Source organism: Bacillus solitudinis (genome assembly GCF_002797395.1).
GTDB classification, from domain to species: Bacteria; Bacillota; Bacilli; order Bacillales; family Bacillaceae_D; genus Halalkalibacter_A; species Halalkalibacter_A solitudinis.
The window spans coordinates 1-4,684 of the sequence record NZ_NJAX01000038.1 but is presented as its reverse complement, the minus strand read 5'-3'; the positions used below and the strand labels follow the sequence as shown (position 1 = coordinate 4,684).

Below are 4,684 nucleotides of genomic sequence, written 5' to 3'. Positions count from 1 at the left end.
CTAACGATATTACATAATAAATTGACGAGATTTGATTTATCGAAATAAAACAATCTCTATTTTTTCGCTTGGCTTTTGTTCAGTTTTCAAAGAACTCGTTTCATCACTGTTTATCAGCGACAAATAATATTGTAACACAAAAAGTAATTCCGTGCAACTATTTTTTTGATAATATTTTTAACGCGCTATCGATTCGTTTTCTATCGTTATTAGCGACAGGTAATAATATATCATATATAATTATTCTGCGCAACTATTTTTAAGGGCGTTTTTTTAGTGAGCTTTAATAATCTATCATACCTTCTTTTAGATAACAACAATAAATTATAAGTTAGTTAAATTTTCTTCCATATTAATAAGGGACAATTTAAGCGTTTTTCTATTATTAAAGACAACCTGCCGGCACAAGAAATATTCAGTTAGTAGCATTGTTGTCCCTTCTTATTTATCACATATTATTTTGCCTGCTTTCTTTTCGCTCGTATTAGCGTACTTTTACTAATGCCTGTGATCTCTTCTACTTGCTTATATGAATTTGTTACTAACAATCCTAGCGCGTGCTCAATCTGCTTCTTGTTATATTTGTTTGGTCTTCCTTCTCGGAAGTCCTCTCGCTGCTTTGCAATAACCTTTCCTTCTTGCGTTCTCTCTACAATCATGTCACGCTCAAATTCCGCGAAAGAACTCATAATATTAAAGATTAGTCTACCTGTTGGCGTGTCTTCAACTAACCCCATGTTAAGGACGTGTACTTTAACTCCCTTTTCAAAAAGCTGTTTAACTGTGGTTATTGCGTCTACTGTTGAGCGAGCGAAACGATCTAACTTAGTTACTACTAAAGTATCGCCTACTTCTAGTTTAGAAAGAAGCTCTATAAACTTAGGCCGGTCTGATTTCGTTCCGGTAAACTTCTCTGAAAAGATAACCTCACAATTTTCCTTTTTTAGTGCTTGTGTTTGTATCTCTAAATCTTGATTAACTGTACTAACTCGCGCATAGCCGTATTTCATATTTATCCTCTTTGCTCATTTATTTATGACCCTAAGTGGTGACCCTTTTGTATCTACTGACAATATCACTCTAGAAGGGAGGTTTCAATAATTTAAAGTTATGACACCGTTAGTCTGTAAAAGTCGGATCGCCAAGGGATAATATGACCGGTTCATTAGGTTATTAACCGAAAACAATAAAACGATAAAAGGATGAGCGTTATCAAACAATGATTGATTGGGTTATTTCAAGGGGGGGTGATATGAATTTTGTTTAGGAGAATAAATTGATATATTATCTCGACAACGGTTCCGGTATGATTAAAATCATCGGAAGGGCGTTACTTAGTTTTTTGTAATTCGAGATAATTCATTGAACAAGCTTTTGCTCTTATTTAGATAAGGCCGTGAATATGATGGATATAAGATTGAATTTATAGTTATTCTGAACGGGTGAAAAGTGGTATGTACAACTTGGAAAGTTTATTGATTTACGGTTAGAAGGTAGTTAAAAGCAAGAGATATGATTGAATTGGCAATTTAATCTACCATCTGTCGGCAAGGAATGGTAAAATAATCAGTAATTTAACAGTTCGGACAATAAAAAAGCCATTTCCCGGATGTTAAGGCGCGCCAACGCTTTAACGGAAATGACTTCAGCCTGTTCCCAAACAACAGGTTATTTAGATATGTCTATTCTAACGTGCATTCTATTGGATTTCAATAGTGTTGTTTTGGAATATTTAAAGCATATCCTATTTAACCTCTATTTTAAGGTTGATGGGATATGCTTTTTTGTTCTCCGGAAAAAAGGAGACGATGAAAATGAAAGTTATTGCAAATGAATATTTTAACGTATTACTTAATTTAGAAAAGGCATCAGATTATATAAGAGAACGTCAAAATATTAAATACAGTTTATTAGACAGTATTGCCCACGTACTGGGCCGTTCTTACCGTAAAGCAAAGAAGGTTGCCGCTGTTATTGACGAGATAACTTACAAGGCGACTGATCGTGGTTTCAGCTTTAACGGACGTCAAACACTTGCAGAGAAGGTAGGTGTTTCTTTACCGACTGTGGATCGAGCTGTGAAGCTATTAAAAGATAGTGGTCTAGTGTATGTAGGGTATCGGGAAAATCCTCATTCAAACGGCGTTAAGACCCCCGTAATCATCTTCAAAGAGCATACTAATTATAAACAAATCGCATCCATTTTAAAAATAAATGAAGAAGTAGTTGATAAAGTAGAAAAAGACGAAACTCTAAGGGAATCAAGTGTTACAGATGTAAAAAAAGTTCCTACCAATACATACCTAAAACAAGAAAAATATATTATATATCCATCATTCGATAAAATTGTTGATTATGTGTCTCTTAAAGTCTCAGATGCATTAAAGAAAAATGGTAAAGGGATTTCCTTTTTGTCGTCTTATATTGATAAAACAATATCTGCAGAAGATAAAAAGGCTTATCATAAAGCTAAAAAGGCTTATCATAAACGTTTAGATCTACACAGACAAAAACTAAATAATGCGGATGTACCTAGCCCAGGTTGGTTATTTAATGGACAAGCCTTTTCTTAAAAAATAATAAAAGCTTATTTACCTTGTTTATTTTTAAATATATAATTTCGGAACACTATTTGAAGGATAATGAGGGGTCTAAATTGTATAGTTAAAATAGACAAAGTTTATTTGCTTTGTTTAAAAGATGACATATCGTACCTGGAGTAATAAGGGTTCAAAGGCCTACCTCGAAACTATCAAAGGGGTTAAAATTTATAAAAGGAGGGTGTGAATTGAATGAATTTCTGGAAGCTTATATGATCAAAGAAGTATCAGAAATGATAGGTGTACCAGTGGGGACATTAAGACAGTGGGAAAGTGATTTTAAAGGGATAATTGAGATTCCTAGGGATTCGAAAGGAGCTCGATATTATACTGATTTTGAAATTGAAACATTAAAACATATAAAGATAATGAGGGATAGGAAGCTTTCAAAAGATGTAATTAGAGAATTGTTAGAGAAAAAAGGCAAAGTAAAAGGTGTAGATTCTATATCGTTAATTCCGCAACCTTATGTTCCTCAAATGAAACAATCGGAAGCTGTAGAAACACTCCAAAGTATTAAAGAGATGATGTCTGGGTTCGAAGAATTCAAAGGATCATTAATAAAAGAATTAAGGGAAGAGATTCGTCAAGAAGTGAGAAAAGATATAATCGAAGAGGTTTGTAAGGAGATAGCTAGTAGTTCAGAAGATCAAAAAGAATTAATACAGAAAAACACATTAGCTACTTCGGAACAATTAGAAGATGTTTCAGGAGCTTTGAGAGAGATGGAGAAACGCTATGAAAGTGAAATGAAAAGAAGAGATGAAGTTCTAATGGAAAATATGCGTTTATTACAAGAGATGAAAAAGGAACAAAAGAAAGGACTTTTAGGGAGGTTGTTTGGGAAATGATGATATAGAATGTAAACAAATAACTTATCTAAAACTTTTATATTCGAAGGGGACCAATTTTTTGTTGGTCTTTTTTATTATGTAAAATAAGTTCGTCACAATAAAGTTCCAAATTAATATAGCGTACCCTAGAGGATTTGAACTCCGATCGACAGCTTAAGAGGATGGGGCACTATCCAGCGGGATAGTACAGTAAGAGGACGCCGAATCATCGACCCTCTGATTAAACAGTAAGTTGCTCTACTGAGCCAAATAGATATTGCGGGGATAGGATTTGAACCTATGACCTTCGGGTTATGAGCCCGACGAGCTACCAGACTGCTCCACCCCGCGTCGTTATATTGAGATTATTATGGGTAAGGATCGAACCCCTGACCTCACGCTTATCAGGCGTGCGCTCTAACCAACTGAGCTATAGGCCGCCCTTTTTGTGAAGCGGTGATGAGAATCGAACTCCCGACATCAGCTTGGAAGGCTGAGGTTTTACCACTAAACTACACCCGCATCATTGATGATGGTCGGGAAGACAGGATTTGAACCTGCGACCCCCTAGTCCCAAACCAGGTGCTCTACCAAACTGAGCCACTTCCCGTAATTACAAAAAAATATGGTGCGCCCTGAGAGATTCGAACTCCCGACTTTTTGATTCGAAGTCAAACACTCTATCCAGCTGAGCTAAGGGCGCAATATCAAAGTGGTACCGAGGGCCGGACTTGAACCGGCACGATAGTCACCTACCGCAGGATTTTAAGTCCTGTTGTCTGCAAATTCCACCACCCGGCATAGTTAGTGGGCGGCCCCTGGATTTGAACCGGTGGTAAGGGTTTTGCAGACCCGCCTTACCACTTGGCTATACCGCCTTAATAAAAGATAAGCGGAAGACGAGATTCGAACCGCCGAACCCGAAAGGAGCGGATTTACAGTCCGCCGCGTTTAACCACTTCGCTACCCCTCCATAGAAAATCTATACTATTTAAAATGGTGGTCTCACGGGTTAAGAACCATACGATCTAGCCAGCTGTAAGCTACACCGCACAACATATATGATCCGATCGGGGATGAACTGCTGATAACCCCAACCATGAAAAAAATAGGGCTAACCTAGTTAGCCCTATTACTGTGTATGGTATGGCGACGTCCTACTCTCGCAGGGGGAAGCCCCCAACTACCATTGGCGCTGAAGAGCTTAACGACCGTGTTCGGCATGGGAACGGGTGTGACCTCTTCGCTATC

3 protein-coding genes, 5 tRNA genes and 1 rRNA gene are annotated in these 4,684 nt (G+C 37.2%); 2 read left to right on the top strand and 7 right to left on the bottom strand.

The features are described from left to right. Positions 1–455 precede the first annotated feature (455 nt). Positions 456–1,010, bottom strand: a complete 555-nt coding sequence (locus CEF19_RS22985; protein WP_100408492.1) for a recombinase family protein — start codon at positions 1,008–1,010, stop codon at positions 456–458. 804 nt (positions 1,011–1,814) lie between these two features. Here CEF19_RS22985 and CEF19_RS22980 point away from each other — a divergent pair. Then, entirely contained in the window at positions 1,815–2,573 is a 759-nt protein-coding gene (locus CEF19_RS22980) for a helix-turn-helix domain-containing protein (RefSeq protein WP_100408491.1), read from the top strand. A gap of 215 nt (positions 2,574–2,788) precedes the next feature. Further along, positions 2,789–3,451, top strand: coding sequence for a MerR family transcriptional regulator (locus CEF19_RS22975; protein ID WP_100408490.1), 663 nt, complete (start codon positions 2,789–2,791; stop codon positions 3,449–3,451). A gap of 259 nt (positions 3,452–3,710) precedes the next feature. Here the strand turns inward: CEF19_RS22975 and CEF19_RS22970 are convergent. The 6 genes from CEF19_RS22970 to rrf all read right to left on the bottom strand — a co-directional run. Further along, positions 3,711–3,784, bottom strand: a tRNA-Met gene (locus tag CEF19_RS22970). Between the two features lie 101 nt (positions 3,785–3,885). Continuing rightward, positions 3,886–3,955: transfer RNA gene (locus CEF19_RS22965), tRNA-Gly, on the bottom strand. Between the two features lie 11 nt (positions 3,956–3,966). Further along, a tRNA-Pro gene (locus CEF19_RS22960) sits at positions 3,967–4,043 on the bottom strand. 16 nt (positions 4,044–4,059) lie between these two features. Then, a tRNA-Arg gene (locus tag CEF19_RS22955) sits at positions 4,060–4,136 on the bottom strand. Positions 4,137–4,146: 10 nt separating this feature from the next. Next, positions 4,147–4,233 (bottom strand) — tRNA-Leu (locus CEF19_RS22950). A gap of 344 nt (positions 4,234–4,577) precedes the next feature. Further along, positions 4,578–4,684: ribosomal RNA gene (gene rrf / locus CEF19_RS22940) — 5S ribosomal RNA — on the bottom strand; the annotation flags it as partial.

What these genes read in the sequence shown, in the direction of transcription:
- CEF19_RS22985 (WP_100408492.1), bottom strand. Translation starts at nt 1,010, where the DNA reads ATGAAATACGGCTATGCGCGAGTTAGTACAGTTAATCAAGATTTAGAG.
- CEF19_RS22980 (WP_100408491.1), top strand. Translation starts at nt 1,815, where the DNA reads ATGAAAGTTATTGCAAATGAATATTTTAACGTATTACTTAATTTAGAA.